Raw genomic sequence first — 19950 nt, 5'->3', positions numbered from 1 at the left:
TTTACCAACCCTTGGTGATTGGGTACTCTTGACCGCACGGAGGGGAGTACTCCCTGTCTGTGCGGCGACCCCGTCAATACGGATCAGGCCAGATCCCGGGGCGTCGGCCCGAAGGACCGTCCGGACGCAGTCAAGCGCCGGAGGCCCGGGTGGAAGAGACCTCCGGCAGCGACGACGCTGACATTTGCCGTGTGACGTATCTGCCGGAGGCGCAGTGGATGTTTCCCTGACCCTATGGGTCCTGACAATCGTGGGCCTCGGTGCCCTCATCGCGGTCGACTTCTTCATCGGCCGCAAACCGCATGACGTATCCATCAAGGAAGCCGGGATCTGGACCATCGTCTGGATCGTCCTGGCCGCGCTCTTCGGGCTCGGCCTGCTGATCTGGGGCGGAGGACAAGCCGGAGGCGAGTTCTTCGCCGGCTACATCACCGAGAAGTCGCTGAGCGTCGACAACCTCTTCGTCTTCGTCCTGATCATGGCGAAGTTCGCGGTGCCGTCGCAGTACCAGCAGCGGGTGCTCCTCGTCGGCGTGCTCATAGCCCTGGTGCTGCGTGCGATCTTCATCGCCGCCGGCGCCGCGATCCTCGCCAGCTTCTCGTGGGTGTTCTACCTCTTCGGCGCCTTCCTGATCTGGACCGCCTGGAAGCTCATCCAGGAGGCCCGGGCCGACCAGGACGAGGAGGAGTTCGAGGAGAACAAGCTCCTCAAGGCCGCCGAACGCCGCTTCGGCGTGGCCGACCGGTACCACGGCACCAAGCTGTGGATCGAGCAGAACGGCAAGCGGGTCATGACCCCGATGCTCGTCGTCATGCTCGCCATCGGCACCACGGACGTCCTGTTCGCGCTCGACTCGATCCCCGCGATCTTCGGCCTGACGCAGGACCCGTACATCGTGTTCACGGCGAACGCGTTCGCACTGATGGGTCTCCGGCAGCTGTACTTCCTCATCGGCGGTCTGCTGAGGAAGCTGGTCCACCTGTCCTACGGCCTGTCGATCATCCTCGGCTTCATCGGCGTGAAGCTGGTGCTGCACGCACTGCACGAGTCCGGGGTGCACGTACCCGAGATCAGCATCCCGGTCTCGCTGGGCGTGATCTGCTCGGTCCTGGTCGTCACCACGATCACCAGCCTGCGGGCCTCCCGCAAGCAGGCGCAGGCCGGAGCGGCAGCAGGCAGGGGTGAGGACCCCGTGAAGGACAACATCGACGTCTGACCCTGTCGGACACCGGAGCACCGGTACCGGGAGCGGTGGTCAGCACATCGCCGACCACCGCTCCCGGTCCTGTCTGTCCCCACCCGCGCCGCCCGCCGGCGCCAACCGAATTCGACTCGTACGAGGAGGCCATGCGTGACCATGATGACCCCGAGACGATCAGGATCGAGCAGCGGAAGGGCACGCCGACCGGCGGTGACATCCCCCGCGCCCCCCACGGTCGAACGGCGGTCGGACGGCTCCAGTAAAGTGCGACGCCCGTTCACGTCTGCGACGATCGCCCCATGACCGCTCGGCTCAGGTCACTCGCGGCACAGTGGACGACCCTGGTGCCGGTGTTCGCCATAGTCCTGCTGATCCTGACCTGGGGACGTGAACTGCCCGGCTGGATCGTCGTACTGGTGACCCTGATTCTCTCGGGGTCCGTGCTGGCGGCCGTCCACCATGCCGAGGTGGTCGCGCACCGGGTCGGTGAGCCCTTCGGCTCCCTGGTCCTCGCGGTCGCCGTCACCGTCATCGAGGTGGCGCTGATCGTCACGCTGATGATCGACGGCGGGGACAAGAGCGCGACGCTCGCCAGAGACACCGTGTTCGCGGCCGTGATGATCACCGTCAACGGAATTCTCGGGCTGAGCCTGCTGGTGGGCTCACTGCGCCACGGCACGGCGGTGTTCAACTCGGAAGGCACCGGCGCGGCCCTCGCCACGGTCGCGACGCTGGCGACCCTCAGCCTGGTGCTGCCGACGTTCACCACGAGCAAGCCGGGCCCGGAGTTCTCCACCGTGCAGCTCACGTTCGCGGCGGTCTCCTCGCTGATCCTCTACGCCTTGTTCGTGGCGACCCAGACCGTCAGACATCGCGACTACTTCCTGCCGATCGTCAAGCAGCGCGAGACGACCGCCTCCGGGCAGGGGCACGCCCAGGCGCCCTCCACGCGCACCGCCCTGATCAGCCTCGGACTGCTGGGCCTGGCCCTGGTCGGAGTGGTCGGGCTGGCCAAAGGGGTCTCGCCCACGATCGAGTCCGGAGTGGAGGCCGCCGGGCTGCCCCACTCCGCCGTCGGTGTGATCATCGCCCTGCTGGTCCTGCTCCCGGAGACCATCGCCGCGGTGCGGGCCGCGCGCCGCAACCAGGTGCAGACCAGCATGAACCTCGCGCTCGGATCGGCGATGGCCAGTATCGGTCTGACCATCCCCGCCGTCGCGCTGGCCTCCCTCTGGCTCCCCGGTCCGCTCATCCTCGGGCTCGGCAACACCCATATGGTGCTGCTCGCCCTGACCATGGTGGTGGGCGCGCTGACCGTGGTCCCCGGGCGGGCCACACCACTGCAGGGCGGCGTGCATCTGGTGCTGCTCGCGGCCTATCTGGAGCTGGCGATCAACCCCTAGCGGCGAAGGCCGGTAGCACACGGCCGGGCGCTGACCGACGGTGTGGGCCGCGCCCCTCCCCGGGGTTCACGGGCCGCCCGGAGACCCAGGTCTCCGGGCGGCCCGTGAACAGTTCCGACAAGCACCGGGCCACGGCTGCGCGGGCTCGGGTACGGCTCGACGGCCGTGCGCCGCACCGTGATAAACCGGGTCCGAGCAGCGGTTCCGGCGAGGACCGCTCCACCCCGACGGACCGGAGGAACCGTGCCCCGCAACCTGGCCAACGCCCCCATCATGATCCTCAACGGCCCCAACCTGAACCTGCTGGGACAGCGTCAGCCGGAGATCTACGGCTCCGACACGCTCGCGGACGTGGAGGCGATGTGCGCCAGGGCTGCGGCGGCGCACAACGGCACGGTGGATCTGCGCCAGTCCAACCACGAGGGCCAGTTGGTGGACTGGATCCACGAGGCGCGGCTGAACCACTGCGGGATCGTCATCAACCCCGGCGCCTACTCGCACACCTCCGTCGCCATCCTGGACGCCCTCAACGCCTGTGACGGCCTGCCCGTGATGGAGGTCCACATCTCCAACATCCACCGGCGGGAGTCCTTCCGGCACCACTCCTACGTCTCCCTGCGCGCCGACGGGGTCATCGCGGGATGCGGGGTGCAGGGGTACGTGTTCGCCGTGGAGCGGATCGCGGCGCTGGCCGGCCCGGGACTGGCCGAGGCGTGAGCCCCGCTCACCAGCCCCGCGCGTGCCACTCCGGCAGATGCGGGCGTTCCGCGCCGAGCGTCGTGTCGTTGCCGTGCCCGGGATAGACCCACGTCTCGTCCGGGAGCGCGTCGAAGATCTTCGTCTCGATCCCCGACATCAGGGACCGGAAGTCCTCGGGGCGTGTCGTCCTCCCAGGACCACCCGGGAACAGGCAGTCCCCGGTGAACACGTGCGGATGCCCGTGGGGATCGTCGTAGACCAGGGCGATCGAGCCGGGCGTGTGCCCGATCAGATGGCGGGCGGTGAGCTCCACCCGGCCCACGCGGATGGTGTCGCCGTCGTCAACCGGTACGTCGGTCGGCACGGGGATGCCCTCGGCGTCCTCCCGGCCCGCGTGGGTGCGGGCGCCGGTGGCCGCGACGACCTCGGCGAGCGCCTGCCAGTGGTCGCCGTGCCGGTGGGTGGTGACGACGGACGCGATGCCGTCGTCACCGATCGTCCCCAGCAGGGTCTCCGCGTCGTTGGCCGCGTCGATCAGCAACTGCTCGTCGGTGGCCCGGCAACGCAGCAGATAGGCGTTGTTGTCCATGGGGCCGACCGCGACCTTGGTGATCATCAGGTCCTTGAGTTCGTGCACGTCGGCTGGGCCGCCGACCGTCACCCGACCGCTGTACGTCATGACCGTCAGCCTATAGCGGGAACCCGCGCGGGACAGGCGCTAGAGCGGAGGAAGCGACGGGAGGTCACCGCCCTTGACCGTCAGAGCGGTGCCGTCCCGGCGGCCGGCCAGCCAGCCGAGCAGGTCGGCGGCGGTCCCCTCGACCGCGACCGGGCCGCCGACCGTCACCCGACCGCTGTACGTCATGACCGTCAGCCTATAGCGGGAACCCGCGCGGGACAGGCGCTAGAGCGGAGGAAGCGACGGGAGGTCACCGCCCTTGACCGTCAGAGCGGTGCCGTCCCGGCGGCCGGCCAGCCAGCCGAGCAGGTCGGCGGCGGTCCCCTCGACCGCGACCGGGCCGCCGTCCGCCCCGCCGCCGGTCGTCCAGGTCCTGCCGTCCACGGTGGCCAGGGCGGTGGACGGCACGTCCTGGTGACCGGCGAACCGCGCCGCGAGGAAGTCGATCTCCCGCTCCGTGAACTCCGCAGGCAGGTCCTCCAGCTCGTAGCCGATCCCGAGGTCCACGTGGTGCAGCTCCACCTCGGCCCAGCGCCGGAACGGCAAGCGCTCCGCGCGGTCCGTGACCCCGTTGCGCAGCTCCACCGTGCGCGACCGGTCCGCCGGGGCCGCGCCCACCGCGCGGAAGCGCTCCGCGCTCTCGCGCACGTCGGTGAGCTGCGCGTCGAGGGGGCGTGGCGCGTCCCGCTCGATGTCGGCGTCCCGGGCCTCGCCGGAGACGTACATGGGGCGGCCCTCGAGGACGTTCACCAGAGCGTCCGCGTTGCGGGCCAGGTGGGCCAGCACATGACCGCGGGTCCAGCCGGGCAGTCGTGACGACTGGGTCACAGCCGCGTTGTCCAGTGCGGCGACCGCGATGAGCAGCCGTTCGGTCGCTGCTTGTACAGACGCCAGGTCATCAGCGTGATCAATCATGGTGCTGACCCTAGTCCTGTCACACCATCGGGTGAAGGTGGCGAAGCCGCGCCCTAAATCGAATGCACGTGCTATATGGTCGTGTTCGGCGTCGGGCATGCTGGAGAGCCGGGGTTTGTTGACAACCCGTGAATCCGACCGGCGTTGTCAGTGGCTCCCCCTAGTCTGAGAAAGACGGGGGCCTCGCCCCTGTCACTTCTCTCAAGAAAGGTGCGGACCGGCGTGGCCGACCGTCTCATCGTCCGTGGAGCGCGCGAGCACAACCTCAAGAACGTCTCGCTCGACCTCCCGCGCGACTCGCTCATCGTCTTCACGGGCCTGTCGGGGTCGGGCAAGTCCTCGCTGGCCTTCGACACGATCTTCGCCGAGGGACAGCGGCGCTACGTGGAGTCGCTCTCCTCGTACGCCCGGCAGTTCCTCGGCCAGATGGACAAGCCGGACGTCGACTTCATCGAGGGCCTGTCCCCGGCGGTCTCCATCGACCAGAAGTCGACCTCCCGCAACCCGCGCTCCACGGTCGGCACCATCACCGAGGTCTACGACTACCTGCGCCTGCTCTTCGCGCGCATCGGCAAGCCGCACTGCCCCGAGTGTTCCCGGCCGATCTCGCGCCAGTCGCCGCAGGCCATCGTCGACAGGGTCCTGGAACTGCCCGAGGGCAGCCGCTTCCAGGTGCTCTCCCCGCTGGTGCGCGAGCGCAAGGGCGAGTTCGTCGACCTCTTCTCCGACCTCCAGACCAAGGGTTACTCCCGCGCGCGGGTGGACGGCGAGACGATCCAGCTCTCCGACCCGCCCACGCTGAAGAAGCAGGAGAAGCACACCATCGAGGTGGTCGTCGACCGCCTCACGGTCAAGGACGGCGCCAAGCGCCGCCTCACCGACTCCGTCGAGACCGCCCTCGGCCTCTCCGGCGGCATGGTCGTACTCGACTTCGTCGACCTCCCCGAGGACGACCCCGAGCGCGAGCGCATGTACTCCGAGCACCTGTACTGCCCGTACGACGACCTGTCCTTCGAGGAGCTCGAGCCGCGCTCCTTCTCCTTCAACTCGCCCTTCGGCGCCTGCCCCGAGTGCACCGGCATCGGCACGCGCATGGAGGTCGACCCCGAGCTGATCGTCCCCGACCCGGACAAGAGTCTCGACGAGGGCGCCATCCACCCGTGGTCGCACGGCCACACCAAGGACTACTTCGACCGTCTGATCGGCGCCCTCGCGGACGCGCTGGGCTTCCGCACGGACCTCCCCTTCGCGGGCCTGCCGCAGCGCGCCAGGAAAGCCCTGCTGCACGGCCACAAGACCCAGGTCGAGGTCCGCTACCGCAACCGCTACGGACGCGAGCGCCGGTACACCACGGCCTTCGAGGGAGCCGTCCCCTTCGTCAAGCGCCGGCACAGCGAGGCCGAGAGCGACGCCAGCCGCGAGCGCTTCGAGGGCTACATGCGCGAGGTGCCCTGCCCCGCCTGTGAGGGCACCCGGCTCAAGCCGGTCGTCCTCGCCGTCACGGTCATGGGCAAGTCCATCGCCGAGGTCTCCGGAATGTCCATCAGCGACTGCGCGGACTTCCTGGGCGAGCTCAAGCTCACCGACCGCGACAAGAAGATCGCCGAGCGCGTGCTCAAGGAGGTCAACGAGCGGCTGCGGTTCCTGGTCGACGTCGGCCTGGACTACCTCTCGCTGAACCGCGCGGCGGGCACGCTCTCCGGCGGCGAGGCCCAGCGCATCCGCCTGGCCACCCAGATCGGCTCCGGACTCGTCGGCGTGCTCTACGTCCTCGACGAGCCCTCCATCGGCCTGCACCAGCGCGACAACCACCGGCTGATCGAGACCCTGGTCCGGCTGCGCGACATGGGCAACACGCTCATCGTCGTCGAGCACGACGAGGACACCATCAAGGTCGCCGACTGGATCGTCGACATCGGCCCCGGCGCCGGGGAGCACGGCGGCAAGGTCGTGCACAGCGGCTCGTACAAGGAACTGCTGGCCAACGCCGAGTCGCAGACCGGCCAGTACCTGGCCGGCAGGAAGGCCATCCCGCTGCCCGACATCCGCCGCCCGCACGACCCGTCGCGCCGGCTCACGGTGCACGGCGCCCGTGAGAACAACCTGCAGGACATCGACGTGTCCTTCCCGCTGGGCGTCTTCACCGCGGTCACCGGTGTGTCCGGCTCCGGCAAGTCCACGCTGGTCAACGACATCCTGTACACCCACCTGGCCCGCGAGCTGAACGGCGCCCGCAGCGTCCCCGGCCGGCACACGCGCGTGGACGGCGACGACCTCGTCGACAAGGTCGTCCACGTCGACCAGTCGCCCATCGGCCGCACCCCGCGTTCCAACCCGGCGACGTACACCGGCGTCTTCGACCACGTCCGCAAGCTGTTCGCCGAGACGACCGAGGCGAAGGTCCGCGGCTACATGCCCGGCCGCTTCTCCTTCAACGTCAAGGGCGGCCGCTGCGAGAACTGCGCGGGCGACGGCACCATCAAGATCGAGATGAACTTCCTCCCGGACGTGTACGTCCCGTGCGAGGTCTGCCACGGCGCCCGGTACAACCGGGAGACCCTGGAGGTCCACTACAAGGGCAAGTCCATCGCCGACGTCCTGAACATGCCGATCGAAGAGGCCATGCACTTCTTCGAGGCCGTCCCGGCCATCGCCCGCCACCTGAGGACGCTCAACGACGTCGGTCTCGGCTACGTCCGGCTCGGCCAGTCCGCGACCACCCTGTCCGGCGGTGAGGCACAGCGCGTGAAGCTCGCCAGCGAGCTGCAGAAGCGCTCCACCGGCCGCACGGTCTACGTCCTGGACGAGCCGACCACCGGTCTGCACTTCGAGGACATCAGCAAGCTGCTGACGGTCCTGTCCGGCCTGGTGGACAAGGGCAACACGGTCATCGTCATCGAGCACAACCTCGACGTGATCAAGACCGCCGACTGGGTCGTCGACATGGGCCCCGAGGGCGGTTCCGGCGGCGGCCTGGTCGTCGCGGAGGGCACCCCGGAGCAGGTCGCCGGCGTTCCGGCCAGCCACACCGGCAAGTTCCTGCGGGACGTCCTGGGGGCGGAGCGGATCAGCGACGCCGCGCAGGTGCGGGTTCCGCGCAAGGCGGCGGCGAAGAAGACGGTCGCCGCCAGGTCCACCACCAGGAAGACGGCCACCAAGGCGGTCGGCGGTACGGCCGCCAAGAAGACGGCCACCAAGGCCGCCGCGAAGAAGACGACGCGGGCGACCAAGGCCTGACCGGGCCCGCACCCGCACGCGCCGTGCCGCAGGGAAATCCCGTGCGGCACGGCGCGTGCGCGCGTCAGGCGGCCTCCGGCTCCAGTTCACGGGCGTACGGCGGTTCCGCGCCCGCGCGTGAGCAGGTGACCGCCGCCGCGCGCGCCGCGAAGCCGAGCAGGTCCGCCCAGCCCTCGCCGTCCAGCGCGGCCACACCCGCGTCACTGAGCGCGTCCCGCACCGCGAGACCGTGCAGCAGCGCCGCGTTCACCGTGTCACCGGCGCCGATCGTGTCCACCACCTCGACCCGTTCACCCGGCACGGCGTACTCGCCGCCGTCGCGGGTGAACACAGTCAGTCCGTCCCCGCCCCGGGTGACCACGACCGCCGCCGGACCGGCCGCCAGCCACTCCTTCGGGGACCCGCCGAGCCACTCGGCGTCCTCGGCGGACAGCTTCAACAGCGACACCGACGGCAGCCAGCTGCGGAACCGGGCCCGGTAGGCGTCCGGGTCGGGGATGAGCCCCGCCCGGATGTTGGGGTCCAGCGCCGTGAACACGCCTCGCGCGCAGGCGGCGCGCATCAGCTCCTCGTACGCGCTCGCGCCCGGCTCCAGCACGAGCGAGCAGGTTCCGAAGGACACCGCGCGGGTGCCGGCCGGCACCGTGTCGGGGGCCGTGAACAGGCGGTCCGCGGTCCCCTCCACGTAGAAGGAGTACGCCGCCGAGCCGTCCGTGCCGACCGTGGCGACGGCCAGCGTCGTCGGCTCGTCGCCGCGCTGCACCGAGGACACGTCCACACCGGTCTCCCGCAGCCGGTCCAGCAGCGCCGCACCGAAGGCGTCACGCGACACTCGGGAGCAGAACGCGGTGGGGGAGCCGAGGCGGCCCAGCGCCACCGCCGTGTTGAAGGGGCCGCCGCCGAGCGCCGGCGTCAGCGTCGCGAGCGCACCCGCGCCGCGCGGTACCAGGTCGATCAGTGCCTCACCGGCTACGACGATCACGAAGGGTTCCCTTCTTCGAAGGATCGGGCTTCTCAGCCTGTGGGAGCCGCTCCGGCCCGTCCGGGCAGCCACAGGACGTGCGGTGCGCGAAGGCGCACGGGAGGCGTTCGGTCCGCGCGGGACGGTCCAGCAGGACGCGCACGGTCCGGACGCCGGCATCCCTGCCGGGCCGCGCGATCGCCGTGGGGCGGGGCGTGAACGGGTCCGCCCGCGCGAAGTCGTCGAAACAGCGCGGCGCGATGTCCCCGGGCACGGACGGCCCGTGCGCCCGCAGCGCCCCGATCGTCATGGCGTTCTCGGCGGCGACCAGCGCGGTGGGACGCGAACCGGGGGACGGCAGACCCGCGGTGGCCCGTTCCGCGCCCGCCGACCCCGCATAGCCGTGCACCACGTGTCACCTCTCGGGTGGGGACCGTATCCCATCCGCCGGACGTGCGTAAACGCTTGCGTGATGTTCGCGCGAACGCCTGCCCGACCACCCCACGACAGCCGGAACGATCACCCCCGGTATCGTCCCCGGTGTTCATCCGTGCACCGCCGTCCCACCCGTGGAGCCCTCATGTCCACCCGCCGACCCGCCGCGAGCCGCCGTACCGTCCTGCGGGGCGCGGCCCTCACCCCCGTCGCCGGACTGGGCCTCACCGCGTGCGGAGGCACCGAGGAGGGCCCCGCGCGGCTGACCGGTCCCGTCGAGCTGGGCCCCGAGAGCGAGGTCGCCGAGGACGGCGCGAAGCTGTACCGGGACCACAACGTCGTGGTCAGCCGGAGTAAGGACGGCACCCTCAAGGCGTACGACACCGTCTGTACGCACGCGGGATGCCCCATCAACAAGCTCGAGGGCTCGAAGCTGATCTGCCCCTGTCACGGCAGCGAGTTCGACGCCACCACCGGCAAGGTGCTGCGCGAGCCGGCGGTGGCCCCCCTGAAGGCGCTGGCCGTCGAGGTGAAGAACGGCACGATGGTCGCCAGGCCGCAGGCCTGACCCGGGTCAGGTCCAGTCCCAGGCGATCCCCACGTAACCCGACCGCACGCGCGGTTCCACCAGGTGCACCGAGCGGTGCCGCCCGCTGAGCGCCAGTTCCTGATGACCACCGCGCGGTGCCGCTGCCGAGTGCTGGGTGAACCGGTGGCAGCGCGCCGGGAGCACCCCGGAGTCGAAGCACACCTGGAGCGCGTACTGGCCGCCGGGGGACTCCGCCCCGCGCACGTACTCGCGCGAGACGCCCGCCGTGCCGTCCTCGACGGCGTAGCGGAAGAGGAAGGTGTCACCGGCCCGCAGCCGGGTGTCGAAGAGCAGCTCGGCCGCGAGCACCCCCGTGTCGTGGTGCCAACGCACGCGCCCGGTACGGCAGTTCTCCAGCGCTTGCACGGTCATCCGCTCCGGCGTGGCACCGGGGTCGCCGTGGTGGACGGTGACATAGCGGTCGACGCCGTCCCGGTACGCGCGCACGATGTGGTGCGACTCGCGCTCCGCCAGTTCGCGGCGCGCCCCGATCCGTATCCGCTCGTGGTGCCCCAGGGTGTGCAGCCCGCCGTCGCGCGGGGCGCCGAATTCGGCCAGCAGCCGTTCCCGTACGCCCGAGGCCTCGACAACGGAGCGGTAGGACCGCCCGGGGGAGTGGCGGTCCGCCGCGTGCTCGTCCGGCTCGGCGAGCAGCCGGATCAGCGATTCCTCCGGCAGCTGCAGGATCTCCTCCAGTGCCCGTACGGCGCGCAGCGACTCCGGACGCTGCGGGCGGCGGGCCCCCTGCTGCCAGTAACTCAGACTGGTGACGCCGACCTTCACGCCGTGGCGCGACAGATGGTGCTGCACCCGCTGCAACGGCAGCCCCCGCGCGGCGATCGCCGCGCGCAGGGCGACGTGGAAGGGGCCGCCGCGCAGGGCCGAGTCCAGTTCCGCGGTGACGACGTCCGCGTGCGGTGTGGCGTACGGCATGCAGGGGCCTTTCTGCGAAGTCCGCGACGGCTGGTCAGACCGTCGCGCGGGCACCCCGGAGCCGCCCCCGCCGGCGTGGCGGAGCCTTCACATCCGTACGCCGTCGTTCAGGGCCCGGAGTTCCCCCGCATTGAAGCGTGTTGACCAAGCCCCGACAACACCTGAAGCCCAACAGCGGCCCGCGCCTGCCCTACGACGCGCCGGTCCCGCCCCTGCCCTCCGACCGCAGGCGCTTCGCGCGCACGATGTCGGGATCGCGCGGGTCGAGGGAGTCGATGAGGCCGGACGTCTCGTCCGCGTACCGGCGGTTCCGGGCCGGCCGTCGTGTTTTCTCGATCCGCGTCCGTCGCATCCGACCAGCCCTCCGACTCGGGACCGTCCGCCGATCACCCGAGGGACGGAATCCCCACCTTCCCGCTTCCCGCACGCCGTAACCCATTCGGGCCCGGCCGGCCCTCCGCGTCCACAGGCCCGTCGCGGTGTCGGTCCCCGCCAGTAGGGTGTGAGACATGGCCGACCCCTCCAGCTACCGCCCCAAACCGGGTGAGATCCCCGACTCGCCGGGGGTCTACCGGTTCCGCGACGAGCACCGCCGGGTGATCTACGTCGGAAAGGCGAAGAGCCTGCGCCAGCGCCTGGCGAACTACTTCCAGGACCTGGCCGGGCTGCACCCGCGCACCCGCTCCATGGTCACCACGGCCGCGTCCGTGGAGTGGACCGTGGTGTCCACCGAGGTCGAGGCGCTCCAGCTGGAGTACTCCTGGATCAAGGAGTACGACCCCCGGTTCAACGTCAAGTACCGCGACGACAAGAGCTACCCGTACCTCGCGGTGACGATGAACGAGGAGTTCCCTCGCGTACAGGTGATGCGCGGTCACAAGAAGAAGGGCGTGCGTTACTTCGGTCCGTACGCGCACGCCTGGGCGATCCGGGACACCGTGGACCTGCTGTTGCGCGTCTTCCCGGTGCGCACCTGCTCGGCCGGGGTCTTCAAGAACGCCGCCCGCACCGGCCGCCCGTGTCTGCTCGGCTACATCGACAAGTGCTCGGCGCCGTGCGTGGACCGCATCTCCGCCGAGGACCACCGCGGACTGGCCGAGGAGTTCTCCGACTTCATGGCCGGCCGCACGGGCGCCTACCTCCGCCGTCTGGAGAAGCGGATGACGGAGGCGGCCGAGGAGATGGAGTACGAGCGGGCCGCCCGCCTGCGCGACGACATCGGGGCCCTGAAGAAGGCCATGGAGAAGAGCGCGGTCGTGCTCGCCGACGCGACCGACGCCGATCTGATCGCGGTCGCCGAGGACGAGCTGGAGGCGGCCGTCCAGATCTTCCACGTGCGCGGCGGACGCGTGCGCGGCCAGCGCGGCTGGGTCACCGACAAGGTCGAGGAGATCACCACCGGCGCCCTCGTCGAGCACGCGCTGCAGCAGCTCTACGGCGAGGAGACCGGCGACGCGGTCCCCCGGGAGGTCCTGGTCCCCGCCCTGCCCGAGCCGGTGGAGCCGGTCCAGCAGTGGCTGACCGGGCGGCGCGGCTCCGGTGTCTCCCTGCGGGTCCCGCAGCGCGGGGACAAGAGGGCCCTGATGGAGACCGTGGAGCGCAACGCCCAGCAGGCGCTCGTGCTGCACAAGACCAAGCGCGCCTCCGACCTGACCACGCGCTCGCGCGCGCTGGAGGAGATCACCGACGCCCTGGAGCTGGACAGCGCCCCGCTCAGGATCGAGTGCTACGACATCTCGCACCTCCAGGGCGACGACGTGGTGGCCTCCATGGTGGTCTTCGAGGACGGACTGGCCCGCAAGAGCGAGTACCGCCGCTTCCAGATCAAGGGCTTCGCCGGGCAGGACGACGTCCGCTCCATGCACGAGGTGATCACCCGCCGCTTCCGGCGCTATCTCGCGGAGAAGGAGCGCACGGGGGAGTGGACCGACGGCGAGGAGCCCGGCGCGGAGGACCTCTCCGAAGGTCTCGCCGAGCCGCCCGCGAACACCCTCACCGAGGACGACGGCCGGCCCAGGCGCTTCGCCTACCCGCCGCAGCTCGTCGTCGTCGACGGCGGCGCGCCGCAGGTCGCGGCGGCCCAGCGGGCGCTGGACGAGCTGGGCATCGACGACATCGCCGTGTGCGGCCTGGCCAAGCGGCTGGAGGAGGTCTGGCTGCCGGGCGACGCCGACCCGGTGGTGCTGCCGCGCACCAGTGAGGGCCTCTACCTGCTCCAGCGGGTCCGCGACGAGGCCCACCGGTTCGCGATCACCTACCAGCGCGCCAAGCGCGCCAAGCGCTTCCGGGCCGGCCCGCTGGACGACGTGCCCGGCCTCGGCGAGACCCGTAAGCAGGCACTGATCAAGCACTTCGGTTCGGTGAAGAGGCTGCGATCGGCGACAATCGACCAGATCTGCGAGGTTCCGGGCATAGGCCGCAAGACGGCCGAGACGATCGTCGCGGCCCTCGACCGGGCGGCACCCGCCGCCCCCGCCGTGAACACGGCGACGGGCGAGATCATGGATGACATGGAAGAACCCGGGCAGGCGACGGGTTCTCCCGGGGAGCCCGTGTCCACGGGCGCCCCGGACGAACGACGGGGGCAGGAGCGATGACCGAGCACGAGACGGGACCCGCGCCGGAGCGGGACCGGACCCAGCAGGAGACAGGCGGGAGCGGCACCGGCCGGACGGCCGCCCGCCAGGACGACGGAGCACAGGTGAGTACGGGCAAGGAAAAGGCCGGGGTGCCCGAGACGGCCATCCCCGAGCTGGTGATCATCTCCGGCATGTCCGGGGCCGGCCGTTCGACGGCCGCGAAGTGTCTGGAGGACCTCGGCTGGTTCGTCGTGGACAACCTGCCGCCCGCGCTGATCCCCACCATGGTGGAGCTCGGCGCCCGTTCCCAGGGCAACGTGGCGCGGATCGCGGTCGTCGTCGACGTCCGGGGCCGGCGCTTCTTCGACAACCTCCGCGAGTCCCTCGCCGACCTCGAGGGGCGGGGCGTCACCCGGCGGACCGTCTTCCTGGAGTCCTCCGACGACGCCCTGGTGCGCCGCTTCGAGTCGGTGCGCCGCCCGCACCCCCTCCAGGGCGACGGCCGTATCGTCGACGGCATCGCCGCCGAACGGGAGCTGCTGCGCGAGCTGCGCGGTGACGCCGACCTGGTGATCGACACCTCCAGCCTCAACGTGCACGAACTGCGCGCCAAGATGGACGCCCAGTTCGCCGGCGAGGAGGAGCCCGAGCTGCGGGCCACTGTCATGTCCTTCGGCTTCAAGTACGGCCTCCCGGTCGACGCCGACCTGGTCGTGGACATGCGGTTCCTGCCCAACCCGCACTGGGTCCCCGAGCTGCGCCCGTACACCGGCCTCAACGAGGAGGTGGCGTCGTACGTCTTCAACCAGCCCGGCGCCAAGGAGTTCCTCGACCGGTACGCCGAGCTGCTGCGGCTGATCGCCGCGGGCTACCGTCGTGAGGGCAAGCGCTATGTGACCATCGCCGTCGGCTGCACCGGGGGCAAGCACCGGTCGGTCGCCATGTCGGAGAAGCTCGCCGCCCGGCTCGCCGCCGAGGGCGTGGAGACGGTGGTGGTCCACCGGGACATGGGACGGGAATGACACCACGTACTCCGCGGCTGAGCCGGCTGCGCAGGGCGGTCCCCGAGGGGCGCGCGGGCCGGCCGGTCGCGCGCGGCGCGAGACCGCGCCGCCGGGGCACCCAGCCCAAGGTCGTCGCCCTCGGCGGCGGCATGGGCCTGTCCGCCTCGCTCGCCGCGCTGCGCCGGATCACCGGCGACCTCACCGCCGTCGTCACCGTGGCCGACGACGGCGGCTCCAGCGGGCGCCTGCGCGACGAACTGGGCGTGCTGCCGCCCGGTGACCTGCGCAAGGCCCTGGCCGCGCTGTGCGGCGACGACGACTGGGGCCAGACCTGGGCCCGCGTCATCCAGCACCGCTTCCAGTCCCAGGGCGATCTGCACGAGCACGCGGTCGGCAATCTGCTGATCGTCGCCCTGTGGGAGCAGCTCGGCGACCACGTCCAGGCGCTGGACCTGGTGGGCCGGCTGCTCGGCGCGCACGGGCGCGTGCTGCCCATGTCCGCCGTGCCGCTGGAGCTCCAGGCCCTGGTCAAGGGCCACGACCCCGAGCGGCCCGACGAGACCGGCACCGTCCGCGGCCAGGCCACCGTCGCGCTCACCCCGGGCGAGGTGCAGTCCGTGCACCTCGTGCCGAACGACCCGCCCGCCGTCCCCGAGGCGGTCGCGGCGGTCCTCGACGCCGACTGGGTGGTGCTCGGCCCCGGCTCCTGGTTCTCCTCGGTCATCCCGCACCTGCTCGTGCCGGAACTGCTGGACGCCCTCATCGAGACCAAGGCGCGCCGGGTACTCTCCCTTAACCTCGCCCCGCAGCCAGGAGAAACCGAGGGCTTCTCCCCGCAGCGTCATTTGGAGGTTTTGGGACGACACGCCCCTAAACTCGCCCTGGACGTGGTGCTGGCCGACGAGGCCGCCGTGCCCGACCGCGACTCGCTGACCGATGCCGCCGAACGGTTCGGTGCCGCGGTCGAGCTGGCCCCGGTGGCCAGGCCCGACGGAAGCCCCCGGCACGACCCGGAGCTGTTGGCCGCCGCGTACGACCGTATTTTTCGGATGCATGGAAGGATCGGCCCATGGCGATGACGGCAGCGGTGAAGGACGAGGTCTCCCGGCTCCCCGTCACCCGGACCTGCTGCAGAAAGGCGGAGGTATCCGCCATTCTGCGGTTCGCCGGCGGCCTCCACCTGGTGAGCGGGCGCATCGTGATCGAGGCGGAGCTGGACACCGCGATGGCGGCCCGCCGCCTCAAGCGGGACATCCTGGAGATCTTCGGACACAGCTCCGAACTGATCGTGATGGCCCCGGGCGGGCTCCGACGCGGCTCGCGCTACGTCGTCCGGGTGGTCGCGGGCGGCGACCAGCTGGCCCGCCAGACCGGCCTGGTGGACGGCCGCGGACGCCCGATCCGCGGCCTGCCCCCGCAGGTGGTCTCCGGGGCCACCTGTGACGCCGAGGCGGCCTGGCGCGGCGCCTTCCTGGCCCACGGCTCCCTCACCGAGCCCGGCCGCTCCTCCTCCCTGGAGGTGACCTGCCCCGGCCCCGAGGCGGCGCTCGCCCTGGTCGGCGCCGCCCGTCGGCTGTCGATCGCCGCCAAGGCGCGCGAGGTGCGCGGCGTGGACCGGGTCGTGGTCCGCGACGGCGACGCGATCGGCGCGCTGCTCACCCGGCTCGGCGCCCACGAGTCGGTGCTGGCCTGGGAGGAGCGCCGGATGCGCCGCGAGGTGCGCGCCACGGCGAACCGGCTGGCCAACTTCGACGACGCCAACCTCCGCCGCTCCGCCCGCGCGGCCGTCGCCGCCGGCGCCCGCGTCCAGCGCGCCCTGGAGATCCTCGCCGACGACGTCCCCGAGCACCTCGCCGCGGCCGGCCGGCTGCGCATGGAGCACAAGCAGGCCTCCCTGGAGGAGCTGGGCGCGCTCGCCGACCCGCCGCTCACCAAGGACGCCGTGGCCGGCCGTATCCGCCGGCTGCTGGCGATGGCCGACAAGCGGGCCGCCGACCTCGGCATTCCGAGCACGGAGGTCAACCTCGGCGAGGAACTGGACGACAGACTCATGGTGTGACGTCCGGTCAGGAGGCCGGTGTCGGCACCCACTTGGGTGACCGGCACCGGTTTTCGCGTGTCGGGGCGGCACCCTTGACTCGATCATGATGTGTCATGAGCCTGGCATCTGTTCGCTGCTGTGGCGGACCATTTCCAGGGGGGCTCATGAGACACAGAGCGAGATCGATCCTCGCTGTCGGCACGCTCCTGATCGGCGGAGCGGGCTTCGCGCCCATCGCCCAGGCACAACCCGGAAACCCCGCGGCCTCCGACACCGACGAGGTCAAGGTCTTCCGCGCCGACGTCACCAAGGCGCAGGTGTCCCTGCTGCTCGCGGCGGGGCAGGACGGCCACGAACTCGGTGAGCGGGTGCCCGACCGGGGCACGGCCACCGTGGAGGTCTACCTCACCGAGGGACAGGCCGAGAAGCTGGTGGAACAGGGCGTCGACCTCACCGAGCACGCGCTCTCCGCCCGGGCGGAGAGCCGCGTCGAGGACGCCGCCGAGGGTGTGTTCCGCCCGTACAGCGGAGAGGGCGGACTGCGGGAGGAGATCCTGCGCACCGCGCGGGAGAACCCCGACCTCACCAAGGTCGTCTCCATCGGCAAGACGATCAAGGGCCAGGACATCCTCGCCCTGAAGCTCACCAAGAAGGCCAAGAAGACGAAGGACGGTTCCAAACCGGCCGTCCTCTACATGTCCAACCAGCACGCGCGCGAGTGGATCACGCCGGAGATGACCCGGCGGCTGATGCACCACTACCTGGACACGTACCGGACCGACAAGCGGATCAAGAAGATCGTCGACACCACGGAACTGTGGTTCGTGCTCTCCGCCAACCCCGACGGCTACGACCACACCTTCGCCGACGACGACAACCGCCTCTGGCGCAAGAACCTGCGGGACGTCAACGGCGACGGCGCCATCAGCACCGGCGACGGCGTCGACCTCAACCGCAACTTCCCCTACAAGTGGGGCTACGACGACGAGGGCTCGTCCCCCAACCCCACCAGCCAGACCTACCGCGGCGCGACCCCGGGCTCCGAGCCCGAGACCAAGGCCATCGACGCCTTCCAGAAGCGCATCGGCTTCACCTACGGCATCAACTACCACTCCGCGGCCGAACTCCTCCTCTACGGGGTCGGCTGGCAGGTGGCCACGCCGACCCCCGACGACGTCCTCTACGAGGCCCTCGCCGGCACGCCCGGCAACTCCGCGATCCCCGGCTACCACCCGCAGCTCTCCTCCGAGCTGTACACCACCAACGGTGAGGCCGACGGCCACGCGGCCAACGTCAACGGCATGGCGATGTTCACCCCCGAGATGTCGACCTGCCAGACCGCGTCCGGGGTCGACCCCGACGACGAGTGGAACGCCGGCGACTGCCAGTCGGGCTTCAACTTCCCCGACGACGAGAAACTGATCCAGCAGGAGTTCGCGAAGAACATCCCGTTCGCGCTCTCCGTGGCCGAGACCGCCGCCCGTCCCGACCGGCCGTCCTCCGCGGTCGGCCTGGAGGCCGCGGACTTCACCCCGGCGGCCTTCGGCACGTCGTACGCGCGCGGCGCCGACCAGGAGGTCTCCGTCGTCGTCCGCAAGGCCGTACGCGACAAGGAGCTCAAGTACCGCGTCAACGGCGGCCGTACGCACGACGTGGACCTCAGGCCCTGGAAGGGCGGCGAGCGGTACGGCGGCGAGGACAACCTCTACTTCGACGAGTACCGGGCCAAGGTGAGGCACGGGGACCCGGGCGACAAGGTGGAGGTGTGGTTCACCGGCGAGAGCCGCGGGGGCAGGAACGTCTCCAGCGAGCACTTCACCTACACCGTCGCCGAACGGCCCCGCGCGGACGTCCTCGTCGTCGCCGAGGAGGGCGCGAAGAGCACGCAGGCCCAGAAGTACGTCGACGCGCTGAAGGCCAACGGCCGCCGCGCGGCGGTCTGGGACGTCGCCGAGCAGGGGGCCCCGGACGCGCTGGGCGTGCTGAGCCACTTCGACACGGTCGTCCACCACACCGGCGCCGGCACCCCGGGTATCGCCACCCAGCTCCGGCTGCGGGCCTTCCTCAACGAGGGCGGCCGGCTGATCGAGGCGGGCGAGCAGGCCGGCGGCAGCGTCGACCTCGGCGGCGGCACCCTGTCCGACGACTTCAGCCAGTACTACCTGGGCGCCTACTCCCGCACCTCCACCACGGGAGCCACGGCGTTCACCGGCTCCGGCGGCCTGGGCGGCTTCACCGGCCCGCTCGGCGACGCGCCCGGCAACCCGCTGGACAAGGCCGGCACCTACGGCGTCACCTCCGACGAGCTGCCCGCCGAGCAGTACCCGCGGTTCGCGAGCGCCGGCGCCGGACAGTTCCCCGGCACGGTCAACCCGTACGGGCCCTACGCCGGCTCGTACATGGCCGCCGCCGTGCACACCGACGACGGCTACAAGCGCCTCACCCGCACCATCGACCTCACCGGCACCGCCGCGGCCGACCGGCCCACCCTGCGCACCCAGCTGCTGTGGGACACCGAACCGGGCTACGACCACGTCATCGTCGAGGCGCACACCACCGGCGCCGACGACTGGACGACCCTGCCCGAGGCCGGCGGCGCCACCCGCACCACCGTGCCGGCCGAGTGCGCGGCCGGGTTCTACATGGGCGAGCACCCCTGGCTGGAGCACTACCTGACCCTGGGTGACGACGGCTGCGCCGCGACCGGCACCACCGGTTCCTGGAACAGCCTCACCGGATCCGCCGCCGGCTGGCAGCAGGTGAACTTCGACCTGAGTGCCTACGCCGGGAAGACGGTCGAGGTCTCCCTCGCCTATGTCACCGACCCGGGCAGCGGCGGTCACGGCGTCCTCGCCGACGAGGCCTCGCTCGTGACCGGCGGCACCGCGGCCGGCACCGAGGGCTTCGAGAGCTCGCTCGGCGTCTGGACGGTGTCCGGACCGCCTGCGGGCAGCCCGGCCGTCCTGAAGGACTGGACGCGCACCGGAGCGCTGTTCCAGACCTACGGAGCGGTCACCACCGGCGACACCGTGCTGCTGGGCTTCGGCCTGGAGCACCTCACCTCCGCGGCCGACCGGACCGCACTGCTGAGGAAGGCGCTGGCCGCCCTGGACGGGTGACACCACGCGTCAAGGCGCGCTGACGATCCGTGACGAGAACGAGTGACGACGGACCGTCGGTCCGGGCGGTCCGCACCCTACTGACGGGTACGGGCCGCCCTGCCGGGTATGGGGCAACTCGATGTCACGGCCGGGGCCCCGGAGAGGTAGGGTCG

The 19950-nt window shown here is 71.1% G+C and carries 16 protein-coding genes and 1 pseudogene; 10 read left to right on the top strand and 7 right to left on the bottom strand.

The window, feature by feature from the left end; genetic code table 11:
* The first annotated feature begins 214 nt into the window (after positions 1-214).
* The 3 genes from ACH4VX_RS07980 (at position 215) to aroQ (ending at position 3321) form a co-directional block, all read left to right on the top strand.
* Positions 215-1216, top strand: a complete 1002-nt coding sequence (locus tag ACH4VX_RS07980; RefSeq protein ID WP_398366500.1) for a TerC family protein — start codon at positions 215-217, stop codon at positions 1214-1216.
* A 284-nt stretch (positions 1217-1500) separates the two neighbouring features.
* Positions 1501-2604 (top strand): calcium:proton antiporter, encoded by a 1104-nt coding sequence (locus ACH4VX_RS07975; RefSeq protein ID WP_398366499.1) that lies wholly within the window; start codon positions 1501-1503, stop codon positions 2602-2604.
* Between the two features lie 243 nt (positions 2605-2847).
* On the top strand, positions 2848-3321 hold the full coding sequence (aroQ, locus tag ACH4VX_RS07970) for a type II 3-dehydroquinate dehydratase (protein ID WP_398366498.1): 474 nt from the start codon (positions 2848-2850) through the stop codon (positions 3319-3321).
* A gap of 7 nt (positions 3322-3328) precedes the next feature.
* On the opposite strand, the gene ACH4VX_RS07965 is transcribed toward aroQ, so the two are convergent.
* From ACH4VX_RS07965 to ACH4VX_RS07955, 3 genes are read right to left on the bottom strand one after another with little or no spacing between them, the layout of a single operon-like run.
* The gene (locus ACH4VX_RS07965) at positions 3329-3982 is read right to left on the bottom strand and encodes an MBL fold metallo-hydrolase (protein WP_398366497.1); all 654 of its coding nucleotides are present in this window, start codon (positions 3980-3982) and stop codon (positions 3329-3331) included.
* A gap of 39 nt (positions 3983-4021) precedes the next feature.
* On the bottom strand, positions 4022-4168 hold the full coding sequence (locus tag ACH4VX_RS07960) for a hypothetical protein (protein ID WP_398366496.1): 147 nt from the start codon (positions 4166-4168) through the stop codon (positions 4022-4024).
* A 39-nt stretch (positions 4169-4207) separates the two neighbouring features.
* Positions 4208-4897: a maleylpyruvate isomerase family mycothiol-dependent enzyme gene (locus ACH4VX_RS07955; RefSeq protein ID WP_398366495.1), complete on the bottom strand. Its 690-nt coding sequence runs from the start codon at positions 4895-4897 to the stop codon at positions 4208-4210.
* Positions 4898-5119: 222 nt separating this feature from the next.
* On the opposite strand from ACH4VX_RS07955, the gene uvrA reads away from it, so the two are divergent.
* The gene (gene uvrA / locus ACH4VX_RS07950) at positions 5120-8134 is read left to right on the top strand and encodes an excinuclease ABC subunit UvrA (RefSeq protein WP_398366494.1); all 3015 of its coding nucleotides are present in this window, start codon (positions 5120-5122) and stop codon (positions 8132-8134) included.
* Positions 8135-8198: 64 nt separating this feature from the next.
* On the opposite strand, the gene ACH4VX_RS07945 is transcribed toward uvrA, so the two are convergent.
* Both ACH4VX_RS07945 and ACH4VX_RS07940 read right to left on the bottom strand, forming a co-directional pair.
* Positions 8199-9116: a carbohydrate kinase gene (locus ACH4VX_RS07945; RefSeq protein ID WP_398366493.1), complete on the bottom strand. Its 918-nt coding sequence runs from the start codon at positions 9114-9116 to the stop codon at positions 8199-8201.
* Positions 9097-9507, bottom strand: a pseudogene (locus ACH4VX_RS07940) (LacI family transcriptional regulator); the annotation flags it as partial. The gene ACH4VX_RS07945 and the pseudogene ACH4VX_RS07940, both read right to left, overlap by 20 nt.
* A 168-nt stretch (positions 9508-9675) precedes the next feature.
* Between ACH4VX_RS07940 and ACH4VX_RS07935 the strand changes: the two are divergent.
* Positions 9676-10098, top strand: a complete 423-nt coding sequence (locus ACH4VX_RS07935) for a Rieske (2Fe-2S) protein (protein ID WP_398366492.1) — start codon at positions 9676-9678, stop codon at positions 10096-10098.
* Between the two features lie 6 nt (positions 10099-10104).
* Here ACH4VX_RS07935 and ACH4VX_RS07930 read toward each other — a convergent pair whose 3' ends face one another.
* Positions 10105-11052, bottom strand: a complete 948-nt coding sequence (locus ACH4VX_RS07930) for a hypothetical protein (protein WP_398366491.1) — start codon at positions 11050-11052, stop codon at positions 10105-10107.
* A gap of 190 nt (positions 11053-11242) precedes the next feature.
* On the bottom strand, positions 11243-11404 hold the full coding sequence (locus tag ACH4VX_RS07925; protein WP_398366490.1) for a hypothetical protein: 162 nt from the start codon (positions 11402-11404) through the stop codon (positions 11243-11245).
* A gap of 157 nt (positions 11405-11561) precedes the next feature.
* Between ACH4VX_RS07925 and uvrC the strand changes: the two genes are divergently transcribed.
* The 5 genes from uvrC (at position 11562) to ACH4VX_RS07900 (ending at position 19795) form a co-directional block, all read left to right on the top strand.
* Complete coding sequence (gene uvrC, locus ACH4VX_RS07920; protein WP_398366489.1) at positions 11562-13649, top strand: excinuclease ABC subunit UvrC; 2088 nt, start codon at positions 11562-11564, stop codon at positions 13647-13649.
* On the top strand, positions 13646-14653 hold the full coding sequence (rapZ, locus tag ACH4VX_RS07915) for an RNase adapter RapZ (protein WP_398366488.1): 1008 nt from the start codon (positions 13646-13648) through the stop codon (positions 14651-14653). The genes uvrC and rapZ overlap by 4 nt, the downstream gene beginning before the upstream one ends.
* Positions 14650-15714 (top strand): uridine diphosphate-N-acetylglucosamine-binding protein YvcK, encoded by a 1065-nt coding sequence (gene yvcK, locus ACH4VX_RS07910; protein ID WP_398366487.1) that lies wholly within the window; start codon positions 14650-14652, stop codon positions 15712-15714. Before rapZ ends, yvcK begins: the two co-directional genes overlap by 4 nt.
* Positions 15705-16694, top strand: coding sequence for a DNA-binding protein WhiA (gene whiA, locus ACH4VX_RS07905; protein ID WP_398366486.1), 990 nt, complete (start codon positions 15705-15707; stop codon positions 16692-16694). The genes yvcK and whiA overlap by 10 nt, the downstream gene beginning before the upstream one ends.
* Positions 16695-16840: 146 nt before the next feature.
* Positions 16841-19795, top strand: coding sequence for a M14 family zinc carboxypeptidase (locus ACH4VX_RS07900; protein ID WP_398366485.1), 2955 nt, complete (start codon positions 16841-16843; stop codon positions 19793-19795).
* The last annotated feature ends 155 nt before the right edge of the window (positions 19796-19950 follow it).

Origin of the sequence: Streptomyces sp. NPDC020731 (assembly GCF_044334705.1) — a bacterium.
Lineage (GTDB): Bacteria > Actinomycetota > Actinomycetes > Streptomycetales > Streptomycetaceae > Streptomyces.
Note: the sequence above shows the minus strand (reverse complement) of the source record. Positions and strands in the feature narration are given on the sequence as shown.